Here is a 19,351-nt window from a genome sequence, read left to right on the forward strand (position 1 = left end):
TCAGCTGACCCGTGCCTGGGCCGAGTAGGTCAGCTGCTCCGGGATGACGACGCCGACCCCCGGGAAGTTGGGCACGAGCGGGTGGTCGCGGTAGTCGTAGGTCAAGGTGACGGTGACGCACTGGACGTCCTCCGCGGCCGAGGGCTCGCACTCGCCGGGGGAGCTGACGTCGCACGTGCCCACGGTCGTGCCGTCCCGCTCCAGGATCCCCCCGTTGCAGTCCACGCCGAAGGCGTCGAGCGCGTCCTGGACGGCGCCGTAGCCCTCCGCCTGCTTGTCCTCGGTGTCGATCGTGACCGCGGCCGCTCGTGCACCCTCGGTCGCTGCCTGGCTCAGGCTCTGGCGGAAGCTGAGCATCATCCCGTAGCTGATGATGCCGAAGAGGATGACGAGCAGGACCGGGACGATCAGGGCGAACTCGACCGCAGCAGCGCCACGGTCGCTGCTGCGGCCGCGGCGACGACGGAGGACGCGTCGCACCATCTGCTCCTAGGGTGGGGGGAGACGGTCCGGGGACCGTCACCGCCAGGGTAGAGCGCCCGTACCCGGGCGTCCCAGGACCAGGACAGATTCACCCGGTCACGGCTTGGGCGGGTCGACCTCGGGCTGCACGAGCTCCTCGACGTTGACGTCCTTGAAGGTCAGCACCTTGACGTTCTTGGCGAACCGCGCGGGCCGGTACATGTCCCAGACCCAGGCGTCGGACATCGAGACCTCGAAGAACACGTCGTCGGCCTCGGTCCGGGCCTTCACGTCGACCTGGTTGCACAGGTAGAAGCGCCGGTCGGTCTCCACGACGTACTTGAAGATCCCGACGACGTCGCGGTACTCGCGGTAGAGCGTGAGCTCCTGCTCGGTCTCGTACTTCTCGAGCTCCTCGGCACTCATGTGGTGAGCCTAGGACACTGGACCTCGTGACGACGGACGACCGGTTCGACCCGCAGGGGCCGGCGCTGCCCGGGCGGCGGTTGCTGCACCAGTGGTGGCGCGACATCACGTTCGTGCACTGGCGGGTCGAGCCCGACCTGGTCGCCCCGCTGCTGCCGCCCGGCGTCCGCCCCGACCTGTACGACGGCAGCAGCTGGGTCGGTCTCATCCCGTTCACCCTCTCCGAGGGCGGCTTCGGCGAGCGGGGACGGCCGGTGCCGCGGTGGGGCACGTTCCTGGAGACCAACGTGCGGCTGTACTCCGTCGACGGCGACGGCCGCCGCGGCGTCGTGTTCCGCTCGCTCGAGGCCGAGCAGGTGCCGGTGGTGGTGGCGGCCAACGCCTCGCTGCGCGTCCCCTACCGGCTGGCCCGGATGCAGCGGTTGCCCGCGACGCTGCCGGACGACCCGACCGGCACCACCGTCACCTACCGCACCCGCCGGCGCACCCGCGCGGCGCCGGCCAGCCGCCTCACCGTCGAGGTCGGCGCGCCGCTGACCCGGCCGAGCGACCTCGAGCTGTTCCTGACCGCACGCTTCGGTGCGCACACCCGCGCCTGGGGCCGGACGCTGTGGGTGCCCAACACCCACGGCCCGTGGCCGCTGCGCAGCGCCCGGCTGGTCGACCTGGACGACGACCTGGTCGCCGCCGCGGGCCTGCCCGGCGTCGTCGGCTCACGCCCCGAGTCGGTGCTCTTCTCCACCGGCGTCCAGACCCACTTCGGCCGTCCCGTCCGGGTCGGCTGACAGCGGCGGCTCCAGGCCGGCGGCGCGGCGCACGTTGACGAACCGCATCCGGTGCACCGACGACGGCCCGTGCGCCTCGAGCGCGGCGGTGTGCACGTCGGTGATGTAGCCCTTGTGCGTCTTGAAGTCGTACGCCGGGTGGTCGGCGTCGAGGGCCACCATGATCCGGTCGCGGGTCACCTTGGCCAGCACGGACGCCGCGGCCACGCAGGCCGCGACCCGGTCGCCCTTCCACACCGCGAGGCCGGGCACCCCGAGGCCGTCGACCGGGAACCCGTCGGAGAGCACGAAGTCGGGACGGACCTGCAGCCGGGCCACCGCGCGGCGCAGCGCCTCGACGTTGGCGACGTGCATCCCCAGCCGGTCGCACTCGTCGTGCGGGACCACCACGACCGACCAGGCGAGGGCGCGGCGCACGACCTGGGCGTAGCAGCGCTCGCGCGCCTTCTCGGTGAGCAGCTTGGAGTCGGCCAGGCCCGGCACGATGCCGGCCTTGCCCGCCGGCAGGATCGCCGCGCCGGCGACCAGCGGCCCAGCGCAGGCACCACGACCGGCCTCGTCGACCCCGGCGACGAGCTCGGCCCCGTGGCGGCGCAGGACGCGCTCGTAGCCGTACAGGCCGGCGTCCCGGCGTACGGTCAGGCCGCGCGGGAGGGTGCTCATCGGCGTGTGGGAGTCACTCGGCGTCGGGGACGTCGGCGAGCTCGTCGGGGCGACCGACGAACCCGGCGTGCCCCAGGGGCCAGGCGACGGCGAAGACCTTGCCGACGACCAGGTCGGTGTCGACGAACGGGTCGCGGCTGCAGTCGACCTCCTCGGGCAGGCACATGTGCGTGGTGGAGTCGGCCGAGTCGGACCGGTTGTCGCCCATCACGAACACCTCGTCGGCCGGCACCGGCCCCGCCGTCCACCGGCAGGACACCATCGGTCCGTCGCAGTCGATGCCCTCGGGACGGGGGGCCATGTAGTCGACCCCGTCGAGCGGCTGGCCGTTGACCATGATCCGGCCCTGCTCGTCGCAGCACTCGATGACGTCGCCCTCGACCCCGATGACGCGCTTGACCAGGTGGCCGCCCTCGGGGTACAGCCCGATGGTCGACAGCAGGTCCTGGAGCGGGCCGGGGTCGTCGTCGGTGTTGCCGAGCCAGCCGCCGGGGTCCTCGAAGACGACGACGTCGCCGCGCTCGGGCGAGCCGCCACCCCAGTAGGCCACCTTCTGGACCAGGATCCGGTCGTCCTCGACCAGGCCGGGCTCCATCGAGGCCGAGGGGATGTAGAAGGCCTGGACGAAGAGGGCCTTGACGACGACGGCCAGCACGACGGCCGCTCCGACGAGGATCAGCAGCTCCTGCCAGATCGGGCGCCGCCGGCGACCGTCGGCCTCAGCGGGCGCCGGGTGGGCACCCGTGGGCTCGTCGGGCCCGGTCGAGACGCGGCCCTCGCCCTTCTCGAGCGAGGGCCGGCGGTCGTCGTCGGTGCTCACGCGCAGAGCCTAGGACGAGCGGGGGTGTGATCCGGGCAGACCCGGCTCACGCCTCGCGGCGCTCCTTGATCTTCGCGGCCTTGCCGCGCAGGTTGCGCAGGTAGTAGAGCTTGGCGCGGCGCACGTCGCCGCGGGACACGATCTCGACCTGCTCGAAGATCGGGCTGTTGAGCGGGAAGGTGCGCTCGACGCCGACGCCGAAGGAGACCTTGCGGACGGTGAAGGTGCGACCGATGCCGCTGCCGTGGATCCGGATGACGACGCCCTGGAAGACCTGGACGCGGGCGCGGTTGCCCTCGACGACCTTGACGTGGACCTTGATGGTGTCGCCGGCGCGGAAGGCCGGGACGTCGTCGCGCTTCTGGGCGTTGCCGAGCTCGGCGATCACGTTGTTGCTCATGGTATCTCCTCGCGAGTGCCACAGGTCAGCCGCGGAACGGATGGGTGGTGCGGACGTGTTCAGGTGTGCGGTCGCGACCGTGGGTGCCGGCGGCGTGAGGCGTCCCCTGTGGCAGACGCCCGACGCAGTCCCCCCGGGTGCGTGTCGGGGCGGACCTTCGGCCGGTCGGACCGAGGGTCGAGTCTGCCACAGGCGTCCCGGCCGCGGGTAATCCGCCGTCGGCCGGGATTCACGACCGGCGCTTGGTGAGGATCACGGCGAGCGGGGGCGCCTCGAGGTCGGGCCGGAGGCGGAACCCGGCCTTCTTGTACATCCGCAGGTTGTCGGTGCTGCGGTGCCCGGTGAACAGCACGTACGACGTCGCCTCCGGCGGGGCGACCTCCTGGACGTGCTCGAGCAGCAGGCGACCGAGGCCACGGCCCTGGAGGTCGGGCGCCACCATGATCCGGCCGATGTCCCAGGTCGTGCCCTCGAGGCGGCCGCGGCAGGCGCCGACCAGCCGCCCGGCGACCCGCACGACGTACGTCGACCACTCCGGGAGCCAGGCGCGGACGTCGTCGAGCGACTCGTGGAGGGCGGGGATGCCGGCGACGTCGTCGTTGGCGATCGCCTCCTGCAACCAGCAGGCGCGCTGCAGGGTCAGGATCTCCCCGGCGTCGGCCGGCTCCGCGGGCGTCACGACCCACTCCCCCACGGCGCTGGGCGGGACCAGGTCGGGACGCCGCTCGGCGGTACGCCGCACGGCCTGGTCACGGCGCCAGGCGGCGATCCGGGCGTGGTCGCCCGACAGCAGCACGGGCGGCACGTCGAGGCCGCGCCAGGACGCCGGCCTGGTGTAGACGGGGTACTCGAGCAGGCCGTCCTCGTGGGACTCCTCCACCAGCGACGCGGCGTTGCCCATGAAGCCCGGCAGCAGCCGGACCACGGCCTCGGTGATCGCCAGCGCGGCCACCTCCCCCCCGTTGAGCACGTAGTCGCCGAGGCTGACCTCGACGACCTCGGCGCGGCCGGCGGCGTGGTCGAGGACGCGCTGGTCGATGCCCTCGTAGCGCCCGCAGGCGAAGACGAGGTGCTCGCGGGTGGCGAGGTCGCGGGCCAGCCCCTGGTCGAAGCGCCGGCCCGACGGCGTCGGGACGACGAGGGTGCCGCCGTCGGGGAGGACGGCATCGAGCGCCTCACCCCACGGCTCGGGCTTCATCACCATGCCGGCGCCACCCCCGGTCGGGGTGTCGTCGACGGTGCGGTGGCGGTCGTGCGTCCAGGTGCGCAGGTCGTGGACGCCGAGGCTCAGCAGGCCGGAGTCGACGGCCTTGCCGGGCAGCGAGAGCGACAGCGGGGCGAACCAGTCGGGGAAGATCGTGACGTAGTCGAGCCGCACGGCTCAGTCCTCGAGCGGGGCGACCAGGCCGGGCCGGTCGGCCACCACGACCCGGCGGGCGGCAAGGTCGACCTCGGGCACCAGCGCGGCCACGAACGGCACGAGCGTGTCCCGCCCGTCGACGGCGCGGACCTGGAGCAGGTCCTGGGCGCCGTGCACGAGTCCGGTCACCTCGCCGAGGTGGGTGCCGTCGACGTCGTGGACGGCGAGCCCCACGAGCTGGTGGTCGTAGTACTCGTCCGGGTCCTCGGGCACCTCGTCGGCCGCGATGCGGGCGTGCAGGACGACGCCACGGGCACCCTCGGCCTGGGTGCGGTCACCGAGCTCCTCGAACGTCACGAGCAGCACCTGCTGGTGCCAGCGGGTGCGGGCGACGGTGAGGGTGCCGTGCGGGAACGCCGAGCCGCGGGGCGCCTCCGCGCGCAGCACGGCGCCGTCGGCGTAGCGCCGCTCCGGCTCGTCGCTGCGGAGGTCGACCGTCAGCTCGCCGCGGAGACCGTGCGGCTTGCCGATCCGGCCGACCAGGACCTCGATCGTCTCCACGGTGCTCCTCTCGGTACATGCCGCTGACCCGTCGTACGAGTACGACGGGTCAGCGGGGTGTGGCGGTGCGACTCAGCGACGCCGGTCGACGTCGACGAAGTCGATGCGCGCGCCGTCCTTGCCGGCCAGGGCCGAGATGACGGTGCGGAACGCGGAGGCCGTGCGGCCCCCGCGGCCGATCACCTTCCCGAGGTCGTCGGGGTGGACCCGGACCTCGAGGATCGAGCCACGACGCAGCTGCTTGTCGGACACCGTGACGTCGTCGGGGTGGTCGACGACGCCCCGGACCAGGTGCTCGAGTGCGTCGGCGAGCATCAGGCGCTCGGCTCGGCGTCGGTCTCGGCGGCCTCAGCCGTCTCGGTGGCCTGCTCGACCGACTCGCCGGCCGGGGCCTCGACCGCGGGGGTCTCCGCGGCGGGAGCCTCCTCGGCCTTGGGCTCGTCGGCCTTGGGCTCGTCGGCCTTCGGCTCCTCGGCCTTGGGCTCATCGGCCTTGGGCTCGGCCTTCTTGGTCGCGGACTTCTTGCTCGCGGCCTTCTTGGTCACGGCCTCGCCGGTGGACTCGCCGCCGGCCTCCTTGAGCGCCTCGTTGAAGACGTCCTGCTTGGAGGTCTTCTCCGGCTTGTTCCGCAAGGTGCCCTCGGTGCCCGAGATGCCCTTGTAGGTCTGCCAGTCGCCGGTGATCTTGAGGATCTTGGCAACGGCCTCGGACGGCTGGGCGCCGACGCCGAGCCAGTACTGGGCCCGCTCGGAGACGACCCGGATGTAGCTCGGGTCCTCCTTCGGGTGGTACAGGCCGATCTCCTCGATGACCTTGCCGTCGCGCTTCTTGCGCGAGTCGACGACGACGATGCGGTACTGCGGCACCCGGACCTTGCCCAGGCGCTTCAAACGGATCTTGACGGCCACGGTTGTGGTGTCTCCTCAGATTTCGTGTGTGGGTGAAGGCGCTCGAACCGGGTGGGGAACACCAGGTCGACAACCTTCGAGGGCCACGACGCGTCGGAGAGAGGGTCCGGTCGCGCGGGACTCAGCGCCCGAGTGTGCCAGACCCGCCCGCCGGCCGGGTAATCAGCACCACCGAGTCAATCCCATGTATGTTTATACAGATAGTGCTATCCGGAAGGTCGTCCCGTGTCCTCATCATCCCCCAGCCCCGCCCGCCGCACGATCCTGCTCGGCGCAGCCGCCGGCACGGTCGCCGCCGCCGCCGTCCCCAGGCTGCTGTCGGCCGACGCCGCCGGGGCGCTCCGCACCACCCGACCCGCCGTCGGTCCCGCGGGCCGGCCCGAGCCCGACCGGGGGCGGCCGGGTCGGCGTACCCGGCACAACGTCGTGGTCATCTCGATCGACGACCTCGGCTGGGACGAGCTCGGCTGCTACGGCAACACCTTCAACGAGACCCCGCGCATCGACGCGCTGGCCGACAGAGGCGTGCGCTTCACCCAGGCCTACGCCGCCGCGCCGCTCTGCTCGCCCACCCGGGCGGCGCTGGTCACCGGGCGCTACCCGGCGCGGACCGGCGTCACCGACTTCCTGCGGCCCGAGGACGCCGTCAGCGACAACTTCCTCTCCCCGAGCATCCCCACCGTCCCCGACGTGCTCGGGCCCCGCGGCTACACCACCGGCCTGATCGGCAAGTGGCACTTGACCGAGACCTACAGCGGGCCGTACGCCGAGCGCCCCGGCAACCCCTACGCCCACGGTTTCGACGAGGTCCGGCTCAGCGAGGAGCGCTACATCGGCGGCGGCGACTACACGCACCCCTACTTCTTCATGCCGTCGGTCGGCGCGCTGCGGCCCGGCGAGCACCTCACCGACCGGCTGGCCGCCGAGGCCGCCGACTTCGTCGCCCAGCACGCCGACGAGCCGTTCTTCCTGCACCTGTCCAACTACGCCGTGCACACCCAGCTCGACCCGAAGCCCGACCTGCTGGCCAAGTACGCCGCCAAGGCCGGCGCCGGTGAGCCGGGCAAGCGCCCCGAGCTGGCCGCGATGCTCGAGAGCGTCGACGCCCAGGTCGGGGTGGTCGTCGACGCGCTGCGCGAGCACCGGGTGGCCGACCGGACCCTGGTGGTCGTCATCTCCGACAACGGCGGCGCCGACCGCGACGCCAACCGGCCGCTGCGCGGCGGCAAGGGCCAGCTCTACGAGGGCGGCATCCGGGTCCCGATGATCGCGACCTGGGCCGGCGGGTCGCAGCGTGAGGGCCGGGTCGTCGACACCCCGGCGAGCACGATCGACCTGCTCCCGACCGCGCTCGAGCTCGCCGGCAGCCGGGGCCACGGCCGTCACCGCTTCGACGGCATCAGCCTCGCGCCGTTGCTGGCCGAGCGCCCAGGACGCGCGCAGCACCGTGAGGCGCTGTTCTGGGTCTACCCCCACCACATCGGTCAGACCCACCCGCACGCCGCGGTCCGCGCCGGCGACCTGAAGCTGGTCCGACACCTGCGGGACGGCCGCGAGGAGCTCTACGACCTCCGCCGCGACGAGGCCGAGACCACCGACCTGGCCTCGAGCCGCACGAGCGACCGTCGGCGCCTGGCCCGGCTGCTCGACGACCACCTGCGCGACGTCGACGTGCTGCCACCCGCCCCCTCCTCCTCGGCCTACCCGGTGGGCGAGCCGGCGGTCACGTGGGACGCCGTCGACACGCTCGTCGTCCCCGCCGGCGGCGCCGCTGCCACCACCGAGGTCGTCGGCGACCGGCTCCGGGTCAGCGCCACCCGCGTCTCCCACCTGGTGCTCCGCTCCCCCGTCGCGCCGTCGTCCGACCGGGTCGCCGCGGTGCTCGAGACCGGGGGCTTCAGCAGCACTGGCACGCAGGAGACGGTCTTCCTCGGCCTCGCCGTCGACGCCGACAACTACCTCCTCGTGCGCTACCGCCACGACCTCCGCCGGGTCGGCTGGGACCTGCGGGTCGACGGCACCCTGCGCGACGGCGGTGCCGAACCGCTCACGTCCCTCGACGGCAGCACCGACCTGTCGGCGCCCGGCTCGCGCCTCGGGTTCGTGCTGCGGGGCAGTCGGACGGCGGCGTACGCCGACCAGGGTCGCGGTGGCGGGTGGGAGTTCCTGTTCGCGTTCGACACCGCCGGCGCCTTCGACCTGCGCGACCCGGCGCTGCGGCGGCGCACGCGCTACGCCGCCGGCGCCCGGGTGCAGGGCACCTCGCTGGAGATCGGCCCGCTGACGGTGGCGCGGGCGCGCTGACCGGTCGTCGTGACCGGGATCCCGGTCGTCGCGACCCGGATCCCGGTCGTCGCGACCCGGATCCCGGTCATCTCGGATCGACCCGGATCCCGGTCGTCACGACCCGGGTCCCGGTGATACTGCGGCCATGACGAACCCCTACCCGCCGTCCCCCACGACGTACCGCCCGCGTGCCCGGTGGTTCGTCGTCGGCGCCCTGCTGCTCGTCCTGGCCGGGGCGTCCTTCGCCGTGGGGCTGTTGACGGTGCTGCGGCCGCTCGCCCAGGAGGACGCCGTCGTCACTGCCGGGGCCGGCCCGGTGACGGTCGAGGTGCCGGCCGAGGAGGAGCGGGTGCTGTACACCCGGTCCGGCGAACCGGTCGACTGCACGGTGGTCGACGCCGACGGCGAGACGGTCGAGCTGCGCCCGGTCGACGGCGACTTCACCTACGAGGAGTGGACCGCCGACGTGCGGTTCGACACCGGCGCCGGCGACGTGGTCCTCGACTGCAGCGCCGCGGCCGAGGGCGCGGAGGTGCGGGTCGGACGGCTTCCCTCGGGGGCCGGGTTCGTCGGCGGCCTGGTGCTGAGCATCGCCGGCCCGCTCGTCCTCGGCGGCGCCGGTTTCGTGGTCCTCGTGATCACCGGGATCCTCTGGGCGGTGCGTCCCGCCCGACCCCGCTGAGCCGGCTCAGACGCGGGTCGCGACGACGGCGCCCCGCAGCACCACGCACGCCGGGCGCGCGAGCGTGCCGAGGTCGACGCGCGGGTCGGCGTCGAGCACCACGAAGTCGGCCGGGGCGCCCTCGGACAGCAACGGCTCGAACCCCAACCAGCCCCGCCCCTGCCACGACGCGGCGGCCACCACGTCGGCCACCGGGAGCCCCAGGTCGACCATCGCGAGGACCTCCTCGGCGAGGTAGCCGTGGCGACCGGTGCCGCCGCCGTCGCTGCCGACGTACAGCGCGATCCCGGCCTCGTGGGCGGCCAGCAGCGTGGCGCGGCGCCGGGTGTGCAGCTCGTCCATCGTGGCGGCGTACGCCGGGAACCTCTCGCGGCCGGACGCGGCGAACTCGGGGAACTTGTCGGTCTGCAGCACGGTCGGCACCAGCGCGACGCCGTCGGCGGCCATCCGGTCGAGGTGGTGCTCGCGCAGGCCGGTGCCGTGCTCGATGCAGTCGATGCCGGCCTCGAGCAGCCCGTCGAGGACGTCGCTGCCGAAGCAGTGGGCGGTGACCTTGGCCCCCTCGGCGTGGGCGGCGGCGATCGCCGCGGCGAACGCGTCGGCCGGGAACGACGGCGCCAGGTCGCCCTCGTCGCGGGAGATCCAGTCGCCGACGAGCTTGACCCAGCCGTCCCCGGCCCGGGCCTCCCCCGCCACCGTCGCGGCGAGGTCGTCGGGCTCGACCTCGTGCGCGTAGCTCCGGATGTAGCGCCTCGTGCGGGCGACGTGGCGGCCCGCGCGCACCAGCCGCGGCAGGTCGTCGCGCTCCTGCACCCACCGCGTGTCGGCGGGCGAGCCGCAGTCGCGCAGCAGCAGCACGCCGGTGTCGCGGTCGGCGACCGCCTGCCGCTCGGTCTCGGCGTCGTCGACCGCGCCCCCGTCGTCCATGCCGAGGTGGTTGTGCGCGTCGAGCAGCCCCGGCAGCAGCCAGCCGCTCGCGACGGTGTCGGCGCCCCGCTGCGGCTCGTAGGTGACGTGGCCGTCGACGACGTACAGGTCGCGGGTCTCCTCCTCGGGCAGGACGACGCCGCGGAAGCGCAGGGCACTCATGATTGCCGACCCTAGTGAGGGGGTAGGGCCGCTGGCCATGAGCGACGACCCCGTGTACGACGCCACCGAGCGCGTCAACGACCTGACCGACGACTACTGGGGCACCCAGGGCCGCACCGACCGCACCGGATTCATCGGCCACGGCCCGGCGCTGGCCTGCGACTCCTGGGCGCTGCTGCCGGTGTGGACCGGCAGCAGCGGCATCCTGAGGACCTCCGGTCTGGCCGGCCCGCTCGAGGTCGGCGCCGACGGCACCCCGGCCGGCGGCGAGCAGTTCGAGCTGTACGTCGAGGCCCCGGCGTGGGCGGACCGCACGATCGAGGACTTCGCCGAGGAGTGGTGGATGACGGCGCTGCTGCGGGTGCTGCAGCAGTACGCCGGCGGCTCGTTCAAGGAGACCATCGACGCCCACGGCCTGCTGACCATGGCCTGTGAGGACTTCCCGGACCGGCAGCACGCCTCCCTCGAGGGCTGGCTCGACGACGCGGGCCGCGCCACGGTGGGCATCGGCCGACTCGACACGGCACGCGAGGGCCGCACCATCGACGTCGGCTGGGCCGAGCACACGATCTTCGCGGTCACGCCGCTGCTGCCGGCGGAGACCGCGTACCTGCGCGAGACGGGTGACCGCGCCGGCCTGCTCGCCGCGCTGCGGCGCGGCCCGACGAGGCACTGGGCCGTCGCGGACCGGGACCCCGTCATCAGGACGTGACGGCGCCGCTCAGTCGAGCTCGCCCAGCAACCAGGTCGGGCTCATCACCCGCGCGCCGTGGAACTCGACCCGCCCCATCAGGATCCGGTCGGCGGTCACGACGCTGACCCGCGAGCCGCCGACGGCCGCCTTCTCCGTCTCGGCCACGATCGCGTCGTCGCCGCTGCCCCGGGCGTGGACCGTGCGCACGTGGGCGTCGCGGCCGGCGCGGACGCCGCCCTTGGCGGCACCCTCGAGCACCAGGACGACCACGTCGTGCGGCAGGTCGGCGGTCATCAGCCGCTCGTGCAGCCGCTGGGCGGCGCCGGCGCGGTCCTTCCACCAGCCGTCGGGCCGGCTGCCGACGACGTTGGCACCGTCGACCACGAGCACGGTCGCGGGCGTGCGGCTCACTTGAGGAACTTGGAGAAGTCCTTGGGCAGCTCGAGGTTGGCCGCGGCGGCCTCGTAGTCGACGTCGGCGCCCGGCGTCCCGAACGGGTTGCTCGCCGCCGCCGCGGCGCGCTCCTGGGCGGCCTTGGCCTCCTGGGCGGCCTTGGCGGGGTTGCCGGAGCGCTTGGCGCCCTTGCCCTTCTTGACCTGCTGCTTGGCCTTGCCGCGCTTGCCGCCGCCGGGCGCGCCCATGCCGGGCACACCCGGCATCCCGGGCATCCCGCCGCCGCGCGCCATCTGCATCATCATCTTGCGCGCCTCGAAGAAGCGGTCGACGAGCTGGTTGACGTCGGAGACCTGGCGGCCAGCGCCCCGGGCGATGCGGGCGCGGCGGGAGCCGTCGATGATCTTGGGGTTGTCGCGCTCGGCCGGGGTCATCGAGTGGATGAGCCCCTGGATGCGGTCGATCTCGCGCTCGTCGAAGTTCTCCAGCTGCTCGCGCATCTGGCCCATGCCGGGCAGCATGCCGAGGATCTTCGACATCGAGCCGAGCTTGCGGACCTGCTGCATCTGGGACAGGAAGTCGTCGAGGGTGAACTCCCCGCCCTGGCCGCTCAGCTTGGCGGCGGCCTTCATGGCCTCGTCCTGGTCGAACGTCTTCTCCGCCTGCTCGATCAGGGTGAGCATGTCGCCCATGTCGAGGATGCGCGAGGCCATCCGGTCGGGGTGGAAGAGGTCGAAGTCGGTCATCTTCTCGCCCGAGGAGGCGAACATGACCGGCCGGCCGGTGACCTGGCGGATCGACAGCGCGGCGCCACCGCGGGCGTCGCCGTCGAGCTTGGTCAGCACGACGCCGTCGTAGCCGACGCCGTCGAGGAACGCCTGGGCCGTGGTGACGGCGTCCTGGCCGATCATCGCGTCGACGACGAAGAGGACCTCGTCGGGCTGGACGGCGTCGCGGATGTCGGAGGCCTGCTTCATCAGCTCGGTGTCGACGCCGAGCCGGCCCGCGGTGTCGACGATCACGACGTCGTGGAGCTTGCGCCGTGCCTCCTCGACCGCCGCCCGGGCGACGGCGACCGGGTCGCCGACGCCGTTGCCGGGCTCGGGCGCGAAGACGGGTACGCCGACCCGCTCGCCGTTGACCTGCAGCTGGTTGACGGCGTTGGGGCGCTGCAGGTCGCAGGCCACCAGCACCGGGGTCTTGCCCTGCTCCTTGAGCCAGAGCGCGAGCTTGGCGGCCAGGGTCGTCTTGCCGGCGCCCTGGAGGCCGGCGAGCATGATGACGGTGGGACCCGACTTGGCGTAGCGCAGCCGCCGGGTCTCGCCGCCGAGGATCTCGACGAGCTCGTCGTGGACGATCTTGATGACCTGCTGCGCCGGGTTGAGGGCGCCGCTGACCTCCTCGCCGCGGGCACGCTCCTTGACCCGGCTCACGAACTCCTTGACCACCGGCAGCGCGACGTCGGCCTCGAGCAGGGCGATCCGGATCTCGCGGGCGGTCGCGTCGATGTCGGCCTCGGAGAGCCGGCCCTTGCCCCGCAGGTTCTTGAACGTGTCGGCGAGGCGGTCGGAGAGGGTGGCGAACACAGCGGTCCCGTCGGGTGGTAGCAGGGTGGTCCGGTCGAACTGCCCCAGCCTAACCGCGAGCGGGATACCGTCAGGGAGTGGTCGTCCCCATCACCGTTGCTGCCGTCATCGTGCTCGTCGGCCTGGCCATCTGGTTCGGCAACCACAGCCTGAAGTCGCCGGGTCCCGCCTCCGGGGGCAACGCCCTCGGGGGCATGGACGTCTTCGACCCCGGCCAGGCGCGGGGCAAGGAGGACCTCGACTCCAAGGAGACCGAGGGCGAGATGTTCGCGGCACCGGGTGACGACGACCGGCCGATGCGGGTCGACCTGCGCACCGGCAAGGTGCACATCCGCAAGCCGCAGCCGCCGCCGGACGCCTGAGTCCCGGCTCAGCCCGGCTCAGCCCGACAGCGCCGGCTCAGCCCGACAACGCCGCCCGGACGGCATGCGCGGCCTCGGCGGCGCGCGTCTCCGACAGCGCACCCGCCGACGGCTCCTGGAGGTAGAACACGTCGACGGCCTGGGGGCCGAGCGTGTCGACGTGGGCGGAGCGCACGGCCACCTCCAGCGACGCCAGCGCGGCACAGACCAGGTAGACCACCCCGGGTCGGTCGGCGGCCCGCACCTCCAGCACGGTCGCCTGCTCGCTGGCCTCGGGGCGGACGACGATGCTGGGGGCGAGGTCGCCGGTGGCGGCGTCGGTGCCGGCGTAGCGGGTGCCGGGGTCGAGGCGGCCGCCGACGATGGCGTCGTACTTGGTGCGCAGGATGGCCGCGTCGACCTGGTCGGAGGCGATCTCCCACACCGAGACCCCGTGGTCGCCCTGGGCCCACACCCGCGCGGCGCGCACCGGCACGCGCTGGAGGGCGAACATCGCGGCGAGGTCGGCCAGCAGGCCGACCCGGTCGGCGGCGACGGCGGTGACCCGGCACCCGTCGGCGAGCGGCTCGACCTCGACCCACACCGAGTCGGGCGGCAGCGCGTCCGGCAGCGCGACGTCGTCGGTGGTGATCGACGGCAGCGAGACGCCGGTGTCGAGGGCGGCGTGGGCACGCCGGGCGAGGTCGACGACCAGGCCGGCGCGCCAGGAGGACCAGGCCTTGGCCGCGGTGGCCTTGGCATCGGCCTCGGTGAGCGCGCTGAGCAGCGACATGGCCTCCGCGGTGGGCACCCGGGAGGTCACTAGCTCGACGGTCGCCGGGTCGTCGGGGTCGCGGGTGGTGGCCGTCTCGGCGAGCAGCAGGTGCCAGCGCACCAGCAGCGCGACCAGGTCGACCTCCTCGGCGTCGAAGCCCATCCGGGTCGCCACCCGCCGGGCGATCGGCTCGCCGGCGACGCTGTGCTCGGTCAGCCCGCCCTTGCCGATGTCGTGCAGCAGCGCCGCGACCACCAGCACGTCGGGACGGCGTACGGACCGGATCAGCGCGGAGGCCTCGATGCAGGTCTCCACCACGTGCCGGTCGACGGTGAAGCGGTGGATGACCGAGGCGTGCGGGAGCATCCGCACCCGCTCCCACTCGGGCAGGAGCCCGGCCAGCGCCCCGGTCTCCTCGAGCGTCTCCCACACCTCCAGCAGGCCGCGGCCCGACGCGAGCAGCCGCACCAGGAGGTGCCGGGCCTCCTCGGGCCAGGGGTCCGGCAGCGGGGCGCACTCCCGCGCGAGCCGGGCGGCCGTCGGCGGGGCCAGGGCGACGCCGTGCTCGGCGGCGAGCGCGGCGGCGCGCAGCAGGAGCAACGGGTCGCCGGCCGGGTCGGCGGCGCGCTCGAGCACCACCTCGCCCTTCGACAGCGCGACGCCGGGCGCCAGCCGCTCGAGGACCGGACGACGGGCCGTCCGCGGCGACGTCGGGCCCGTCAGGACGCCGTCGACCCGGCGCCAGGCGAGCCGCGTCAGGTGCGTGATCCGGCGACCGGCCTCGCGCACCAGCACCTGCGCGGCGTGGCCCTCCGGGTGGCCGGGACGTCCGGGCAGGTCGAGCGACGCCGCCAGCTCGGGCCACATCTCGGGGGCGACCCGGTCGGAGGCCCGCCCGGCCAGCGCGTGCACGAGGTCGCGCACGTCGAGGAGCACCTGGCGGCTGCGCTCGAGCTCGGTGTGCGGCACGTCGACCAACCAGGTCGCGACCAGGCCCCGCAGGGTGGTGGCGTCGCGCAGCCCACCCTCGGCCTCCTTGAGGTCCGGCACCGAGAGGTGGGCGAGCTCGCCCATCAGCCCGTGCCGGGAGTCGGACGCGGCGCGGATCTCGGGCAGCCGGTCGCGGGCGCCACGCCGCCAGTGCGTGAGCATCGTGGTCCTCAGCCGGAGGGTGAGGTGCGGGTCGCCGGCGACGTGCCGCACGTCGAGCAGGCCCGAGGCCACGCGGTGGTCGGCCTCGGCGGCCGCCAGCATCTGCGGCAGCGACCGCACCGAGTGGTCCAGGCGCGCGCCGGAGTCCCAGATCGGGTACCAGACCAGCTCGGCCAGCTCGCCGAGGTCGACGTCCTCGTCGTGGACCAGCACCACGTCGAGGTCGGAGTACGGCGCCAGCTCGCCGCGGCCGTAGCCGCCCACCGCCACCAGCGCGACCCCGGTCTCGGGGCCGCCGTGCGCCTGGTAGGCCGACGAGCAGAGCTCGTCGGCCTCCGCGGTGCGGGCGGTGCGCTCGGCGGCGGTCACGGGACGGCGGTCAGGACGCGTCGGCGTCGCGGTCGCCGGTGCGGACCCGCAGCGCCGAGTCGAGCGGGCTGACCCAGGTCTTGCCGCCGCCGATCCGGCCCGTGCGGGCGCTGCGGCCGACTGGTCACGAGCTTCATGCGTCGTCCTTCCTGGGAGCAGTGCGGAGGCGGTGCGGATGCGGTGCGGATGCGGGCACGGGGGCGGCCCGGGCGTGTGAACGGCCCGGCTGTCTCACGACAGCCGGGCCGTTGTCACGACGCGGGGCTCAGAGCGCGGCTTCGTCCTTGTCGCCGGTGCGGACCCGGATCACGGTCTCGACCGGGCTGACCCAGACCTTGCCGTCGCCGATCCGGCCCGTCTGGGCGGTCTTGACGACGATGCCGACGACGTCGTCGGCGTCACCGTCGTCGACCACGATCTCGATGCGGATCTTGGGCACCAGCGCGATGTCGTACTCCGCGCCGCGGTAGACCTCGGTGTGGCCCTTCTGCCGGCCGTAGCCGCTGACCTCGCTGACGGTCATGCCGGTGACGCCGAAGGTCTCCAGCGCCTCGCGGACGTCCTCCCACTTGTGCGGCTTGATCACCGCGGTGACGAGCTTCATGCCTCGGCCCCTTCCTTGCTGGTGGTGGAGCTGGTCGGCGCGGTGGGCGCCGCGGTGTGCTTGGCCAGGACGCCGGTCACGCCGCCGCCGCCGCTGATGCTGCCCGAGTGCAGGTCGTAGGCGCTCTCGCCGTGCTCGGCGAGGTCGATGCCGCCGACCTCGTCGTCCTCGGAGATCCGCAGGCCGAGGGTGAACTTGATCGCCGCGGCGATGACGGCGGTGAGGATGCCCGAGTACGCGATGGCGACGAGGACGCCGAGCGCCTGGTCGACCAGCGAGTCGGCGCCGCCGCCGTACAGGAGGCCGTCGACGCCACCGGCACCGTCGGAGGTCGAGAAGACGCCGATCAGGACGGTGCCGACGATGCCGCCGACGAGGTGGACGCCGACCACGTCGAGGGAGTCGTCGAGGCCGAGCTTGAACTTCAGCCCGACGGCCCAGGCGCAGACGGCACCGGCGATCGCGCCGATGGCGACGGCACCCTCGATGTCGACCGCGCCGGCGGCCGGCGTGATGGCGACCAGACCCGCGACGATGCCCGACGCGGCGCCGAGCGAGGTGGCCTTGCCGTGCAGGAACCGCTCGACCAGCAGCCAGCCGAGGATGGCGGCCATCGTGGCGAGGGTGGTGTTGGCAAACGTGCGACCGGTCTCGGAGAAGAACTGGGCCATGTCGGCCTCCTCGCTCTCACCGCCGAAGACGATCGAGCCGACGTTGAAGCCGTACCAGCCGAACCACAGCAGACCGGCGCCGAGCATGGTGAGGGTCAGGTTGTGCGGGCGCATCTTGTCGCGGGGCCAGCCGACGCGCTTGCCGAGGAAGATCACCAGCACCAGGGCGGCGACACCGGCGTTGATGTGGACGGCCGTGCCGCCGGCGTAGTCCTGGGCACCGATGCGGCCGCAGATGAGCGAGTCGTCGGTGCAGCTGAAGACCATGTGGGCCAGCGGGAAGTAGACGATCACGGCCCACAGCGGGACGAAGAGCAGCCAGGCCGAGAACTTCATCCGGTCGGCCACGGCGCCGGAGATCAGCGCGGCGGTGATGATCGCAAAGGTCATCTGGAACATGACACCGATGTAGGTGTCGGTCGTGACGCCGTCGAGCCAGAGCAGCTCGAACGGGTCGGCGAAGAACGTGCCGTCGCCGCCGAAGCCCATCGACCAGCCCACGGCGACGTAGAGGATGCCGACGATCGCCGCGGCGACGTAGGACATCATCATCATGTTGAGCACGGACTTCGAGCGGGACATGCCGCCGTAGAACAGCGCCAGCGCAGGCACGGTCATCATCAGGACGAGCGCCGTTGCGACGAGCATGAAGGCGTAATAGCCGTCCACAGAACCTCCATGGGAGTGAGAGCTCGGGAGGGCACACGAGGTGCGACGGCGGTGTCACTGTTCGGCGCCCGATTCGCTGGGAACTCTCGCGGCACGACATTTCGCCGTCGTCCGCGTGATGTTGCGGCCAGGAAACGAGTTCGGCGGTTCTGTTTCGGGGAGGTTTCAGCCGAGCAGGGCGTCGACGAACGCGCCGGCGTCGAACGGCGCGAGGTCGTCGGGGCCCTCGCCCAGGCCGACGAGCTTGACCGGGACGCCGAGCTCGCGCTGGACGGCGACCACGATGCCGCCCTTGGCGGAGCCGTCGAGCTTGGTGAGCACGATGCCGGTGACGTCGACGGCCTCGCGGAAGACGCGGGCCTGGATCAGGCCGTTCTGGCCGGTGGTCGCGTCGAGGACGAGCAGCACCTCGGTGACGGTGGCCTGCTTCTCGATGACCCGCTTGACCTTGCCGAGCTCGTCCATCAGGCCCTGCTTGTTCTGGAGGCGGCCGGCGGTGTCGACGATGACGGTGTCGACGCCGTCGTCGACGCCCTTCTTCACCGACTCGAACGCGACGCTGGCGGGGTCGGAGCCCTCGGGGCCGCGGACGACCTCGACCCCGACGCGCTCGCCCCAGGTGGCGAGCTGGTCGACGGCGGCCGCGCGGAACGTGTCGGCCGCACCGAGGGTGACCGTGCGGTCCTCGGCGACCAGGATGCGCGCGATCTTGCCGACCGTGGTGGTCTTGCCAGCGCCGTTGACGCCGACGACGAGGATGACGCCGGGCTTGCCGTCGGCGCCGGAGACCTGCAGGCGGCGGTCCATGGTCGGGTCGACGAGGGTGATCAGCTCGTCGCGGAGCACGGCGCGCGGGTCACCGGCCTCGGCGCCGCCGACGCGCAGGCGGGTGCGGAGGTTGTCGACGACCTGCTGGGTCGGGGCGACGCCGATGTCGGCAGTGAGGAGGAGGTCCTCGATCGACTCCCAGGTGTCCTCGTCGAGCCGGTCGCGGCTGAGCAGCGCCAGCAGGCCGCGGCCGAAGCCGCCCTGCGAGCCGGCCAGCCGCTCGCGCAGCCGGACCAGCCGCGACTTGGTGCTCTCGGGCTGGTCGCGCGGCGGCGCCTCGAGGGGCGGCTGGACCAGCGGCGGCTCGGTGACCGGCGCCTCGGGGCCGGCGTCGACGTCGACCTCGGGCGGCGGCGCGAGGACGTCGGTCCGCGCTGCCGGCGGGAGGGTCGGCCGGCGACGGCCGCGGGTGGTGACCAGCCCGACGAGCGTGGCGACGCCCAGGACCGCGAGACCGATGACGAGGTAGAGCCACTCCATGTCGCTATCCAACCAAGCCAGGGGGGTCAGGCGCTCATCGGCGGGCGACCCGCTCGGCCGGCCGCGGGTCCAGGTCGCCGTCGTCGACGACCGGGACGGCCTCGGAGGCCCGCTCCAGCAGGTCGCCGAGCCACGGGGCGCCGGGCACCTGCTGACCGCGGTGCGGCCACGCGGCGTACGCGAGGGCCAGGACGGCGACGACCAGCACGACGGCCATGGTGACGAGGACAGGGGTCATGACGTGGGGGCACTCCTCCGAGACGGGGTACGACGGGCACCGACCACGGTGTCACACCAGCCCCACCAGTCCCAGCCGGGGTCGACCCGTCGCATCGTTGCGACGGGTC

The 19,351-nt window shown here is 73.3% G+C and carries 22 protein-coding genes; 5 read left to right on the forward strand and 17 right to left on the reverse strand.

Going from position 1 to position 19,351, the window contains the following annotated elements:
• Both AC4MBH_RS06685 and AC4MBH_RS06690 read right to left on the reverse strand, forming a co-directional pair.
• A complete protein-coding gene (locus AC4MBH_RS06685) occupies positions 1-480 on the reverse strand; it encodes a TadE family protein (protein WP_491793690.1) in 480 nt (159 codons plus the stop codon).
• Between the two features lie 99 nt (positions 481-579).
• Positions 580-888 (reverse strand): DUF2469 domain-containing protein, encoded by a 309-nt coding sequence (locus AC4MBH_RS06690; protein WP_491793692.1) that lies wholly within the window; start codon positions 886-888, stop codon positions 580-582.
• A gap of 26 nt (positions 889-914) precedes the next feature.
• Here AC4MBH_RS06690 and AC4MBH_RS06695 point away from each other — a divergent pair, with 26 nt between their 5' ends.
• The gene (locus AC4MBH_RS06695) at positions 915-1,673 is read left to right on the forward strand and encodes a YqjF family protein (protein ID WP_491793694.1); all 759 of its coding nucleotides are present in this window, start codon (positions 915-917) and stop codon (positions 1,671-1,673) included.
• Here the strand turns inward: AC4MBH_RS06695 and AC4MBH_RS06700 are convergent.
• From AC4MBH_RS06700 to rpsP, 7 genes are all read right to left on the reverse strand, one after another.
• Positions 1,602-2,336: a ribonuclease HII gene (locus AC4MBH_RS06700; protein WP_491793696.1), complete on the reverse strand. Its 735-nt coding sequence runs from the start codon at positions 2,334-2,336 to the stop codon at positions 1,602-1,604. The genes AC4MBH_RS06695 and AC4MBH_RS06700 overlap by 72 nt on opposite strands.
• Positions 2,337-2,349: 13 nt before the next feature.
• Complete coding sequence (gene lepB, locus AC4MBH_RS06705; protein ID WP_491793698.1) at positions 2,350-3,156, reverse strand: signal peptidase I; 807 nt, start codon at positions 3,154-3,156, stop codon at positions 2,350-2,352.
• Between the two features lie 46 nt (positions 3,157-3,202).
• On the reverse strand, positions 3,203-3,556 hold the full coding sequence (gene rplS, locus AC4MBH_RS06710) for a 50S ribosomal protein L19 (protein ID WP_491793700.1): 354 nt from the start codon (positions 3,554-3,556) through the stop codon (positions 3,203-3,205).
• 229 nt (positions 3,557-3,785) lie between these two features.
• Positions 3,786-4,934, reverse strand: a complete 1,149-nt coding sequence (gene trmD / locus AC4MBH_RS06715; protein ID WP_491793702.1) for a tRNA (guanosine(37)-N1)-methyltransferase TrmD — start codon at positions 4,932-4,934, stop codon at positions 3,786-3,788.
• Positions 4,935-4,937: 3 nt separating this feature from the next.
• Positions 4,938-5,477: a ribosome maturation factor RimM gene (rimM, locus tag AC4MBH_RS06720; protein WP_491793704.1), complete on the reverse strand. Its 540-nt coding sequence runs from the start codon at positions 5,475-5,477 to the stop codon at positions 4,938-4,940.
• Positions 5,478-5,549: 72 nt separating this feature from the next.
• Positions 5,550-5,792 (reverse strand): RNA-binding protein, encoded by a 243-nt coding sequence (locus AC4MBH_RS06725; RefSeq protein WP_491793705.1) that lies wholly within the window; start codon positions 5,790-5,792, stop codon positions 5,550-5,552.
• Positions 5,792-6,385 carry a 30S ribosomal protein S16 gene (rpsP, locus tag AC4MBH_RS06730; RefSeq protein WP_491793706.1) on the reverse strand — a complete coding sequence of 198 codons (594 nt, stop codon included), beginning with the start codon at positions 6,383-6,385 and terminating at the stop codon, positions 5,792-5,794. Before rpsP ends, AC4MBH_RS06725 begins: the two co-directional genes overlap by 1 nt.
• Positions 6,386-6,610: 225 nt before the next feature.
• Here rpsP and AC4MBH_RS06735 point away from each other — a divergent pair, with 225 nt between their 5' ends.
• Both AC4MBH_RS06735 and AC4MBH_RS06740 read left to right on the forward strand, forming a co-directional pair.
• Complete coding sequence (locus AC4MBH_RS06735) at positions 6,611-8,689, forward strand: sulfatase (RefSeq protein WP_491793708.1); 2,079 nt, start codon at positions 6,611-6,613, stop codon at positions 8,687-8,689.
• A gap of 127 nt (positions 8,690-8,816) precedes the next feature.
• Entirely contained in the window at positions 8,817-9,353 is a 537-nt protein-coding gene (locus AC4MBH_RS06740; protein WP_491793710.1) for a hypothetical protein, read from the forward strand.
• A 6-nt stretch (positions 9,354-9,359) separates the two neighbouring features.
• On the opposite strand, the gene AC4MBH_RS06745 is transcribed toward AC4MBH_RS06740, so the two are convergent.
• Complete coding sequence (locus AC4MBH_RS06745; RefSeq protein ID WP_491793712.1) at positions 9,360-10,442, reverse strand: amidohydrolase family protein; 1,083 nt, start codon at positions 10,440-10,442, stop codon at positions 9,360-9,362.
• Positions 10,443-10,479: 37 nt separating this feature from the next.
• Here AC4MBH_RS06745 and AC4MBH_RS06750 point away from each other — a divergent pair, with 37 nt between their 5' ends.
• Positions 10,480-11,154 (forward strand): hypothetical protein, encoded by a 675-nt coding sequence (locus tag AC4MBH_RS06750; RefSeq protein ID WP_491793714.1) that lies wholly within the window; start codon positions 10,480-10,482, stop codon positions 11,152-11,154.
• A 9-nt stretch (positions 11,155-11,163) separates the two neighbouring features.
• Here the strand turns inward: AC4MBH_RS06750 and AC4MBH_RS06755 are convergent, their stop codons facing one another.
• Positions 11,164-11,547, reverse strand: a complete 384-nt coding sequence (locus tag AC4MBH_RS06755; RefSeq protein ID WP_491793716.1) for a hypothetical protein — start codon at positions 11,545-11,547, stop codon at positions 11,164-11,166.
• Positions 11,544-13,115, reverse strand: a complete 1,572-nt coding sequence (gene ffh / locus AC4MBH_RS06760) for a signal recognition particle protein (protein ID WP_491793718.1) — start codon at positions 13,113-13,115, stop codon at positions 11,544-11,546. Before ffh ends, AC4MBH_RS06755 begins: the two co-directional genes overlap by 4 nt.
• Positions 13,116-13,192: 77 nt before the next feature.
• Between ffh and AC4MBH_RS06765 the strand changes: the two genes are divergently transcribed.
• Entirely contained in the window at positions 13,193-13,477 is a 285-nt protein-coding gene (locus AC4MBH_RS06765; RefSeq protein ID WP_491793720.1) for a hypothetical protein, read from the forward strand.
• 37 nt (positions 13,478-13,514) lie between these two features.
• On the opposite strand, the gene AC4MBH_RS06770 is transcribed toward AC4MBH_RS06765, so the two are convergent.
• From AC4MBH_RS06770 to AC4MBH_RS06790, 5 genes are all read right to left on the reverse strand, one after another.
• Positions 13,515-15,752, reverse strand: coding sequence for a [protein-PII] uridylyltransferase (locus tag AC4MBH_RS06770; RefSeq protein WP_491793721.1), 2,238 nt, complete (start codon positions 15,750-15,752; stop codon positions 13,515-13,517).
• 265 nt (positions 15,753-16,017) lie between these two features.
• Positions 16,018-16,356, reverse strand: coding sequence for a P-II family nitrogen regulator (locus tag AC4MBH_RS06775; RefSeq protein WP_491793723.1), 339 nt, complete (start codon positions 16,354-16,356; stop codon positions 16,018-16,020).
• Complete coding sequence (locus AC4MBH_RS06780) at positions 16,353-17,675, reverse strand: ammonium transporter (RefSeq protein ID WP_491793725.1); 1,323 nt, start codon at positions 17,673-17,675, stop codon at positions 16,353-16,355. Before AC4MBH_RS06780 ends, AC4MBH_RS06775 begins: the two co-directional genes overlap by 4 nt.
• A 186-nt stretch (positions 17,676-17,861) precedes the next feature.
• Positions 17,862-19,004 carry a signal recognition particle-docking protein FtsY gene (gene ftsY, locus AC4MBH_RS06785; protein ID WP_491793726.1) on the reverse strand — a complete coding sequence of 381 codons (1,143 nt, stop codon included), beginning with the start codon at positions 19,002-19,004 and terminating at the stop codon, positions 17,862-17,864.
• A gap of 34 nt (positions 19,005-19,038) precedes the next feature.
• A complete protein-coding gene (locus tag AC4MBH_RS06790) occupies positions 19,039-19,242 on the reverse strand; it encodes a hypothetical protein (RefSeq protein ID WP_491793728.1) in 204 nt (67 codons plus the stop codon).
• Positions 19,243-19,351: the final 109 nt, after the last annotated feature.

It is taken from the genome of Nocardioides sp. WJ219 (assembly GCF_058559815.1).

Bases quoted from the DNA above. Each gene is read 5' to 3' on its own strand.
- AC4MBH_RS06690 (WP_491793692.1), bottom strand. From the start codon at position 888: ATGAGTGCCGAGGAGCTCGAGAAGTACGAGACCGAGCAGGAGCTCACG.
- AC4MBH_RS06700 (WP_491793696.1), bottom strand. From the start codon at position 2,336: ATGAGCACCCTCCCGCGCGGCCTGACCGTACGCCGGGACGCCGGCCTG.
- rplS (WP_491793700.1), bottom strand. From the start codon at position 3,556: ATGAGCAACAACGTGATCGCCGAGCTCGGCAACGCCCAGAAGCGCGAC.
- AC4MBH_RS06725 (WP_491793705.1), bottom strand. From the start codon at position 5,792: ATGCTCGCCGACGCACTCGAGCACCTGGTCCGGGGCGTCGTCGACCAC.
- AC4MBH_RS06740 (WP_491793710.1), top strand. From the start codon at position 8,817: ATGACGAACCCCTACCCGCCGTCCCCCACGACGTACCGCCCGCGTGCC.
- AC4MBH_RS06745 (WP_491793712.1), bottom strand. From the start codon at position 10,442: ATGAGTGCCCTGCGCTTCCGCGGCGTCGTCCTGCCCGAGGAGGAGACC.
- AC4MBH_RS06750 (WP_491793714.1), top strand. From the start codon at position 10,480: ATGAGCGACGACCCCGTGTACGACGCCACCGAGCGCGTCAACGACCTG.
- AC4MBH_RS06775 (WP_491793723.1), bottom strand. From the start codon at position 16,356: ATGAAGCTCGTCACCGCGGTGATCAAGCCGCACAAGTGGGAGGACGTC.
- AC4MBH_RS06780 (WP_491793725.1), bottom strand. From the start codon at position 17,675: ATGCTCGTCGCAACGGCGCTCGTCCTGATGATGACCGTGCCTGCGCTG.
- ftsY (WP_491793726.1), bottom strand. From the start codon at position 19,004: ATGGAGTGGCTCTACCTCGTCATCGGTCTCGCGGTCCTGGGCGTCGCC.
- AC4MBH_RS06790 (WP_491793728.1), bottom strand. From the start codon at position 19,242: ATGACCCCTGTCCTCGTCACCATGGCCGTCGTGCTGGTCGTCGCCGTC.